Source organism: Pseudomonas brassicacearum (genome assembly GCF_003732265.1).
GTDB lineage: Bacteria > Pseudomonadota > Gammaproteobacteria > Pseudomonadales > Pseudomonadaceae > Aquipseudomonas > Aquipseudomonas brassicacearum_D.
Genome location: NZ_MOBK01000341.1, coordinates 1 through 292 on the forward strand (window position 1 = coordinate 1; position 292 = coordinate 292).

Below are 292 nucleotides of genomic sequence, written 5' to 3' on the forward strand. Positions count from 1 at the left end.
ACCAGCGGCTTGACGGTAGGCCGCAGGGTTAATCACGGCATTCCCAGCTGTTTGAAGCAGCTTACCGCCTGCCTCTAGGCCAGGAATAGCCGCTCGCGCCGCGCCGAGAGATTGCAAGGCAGCGCCGCCAGCCTGAAGGCCACGGCCGCCAAGATAGGCCAGGCCAGCTTGACCGCCGATATTACCCACTATGCCCGCAGGATCTGCCATCAAATCACTATCAGCGCCTGGAGAACGCTGCCAACCACGAGGCCAGAGAGCGCCGCCCACGCCGATGCCATCCATCAAGTCA

At 62.7% G+C, this 292-nt stretch carries 1 protein-coding gene; it reads left to right on the forward strand.

The window, feature by feature from the left end; genetic code table 11:
- Positions 1-111: 111 nt before the first annotated feature.
- Positions 112-292 (forward strand): hypothetical protein (locus BK660_RS32825; protein WP_221178667.1); only part of this gene is annotated, 181 nt, incomplete at its 3' end.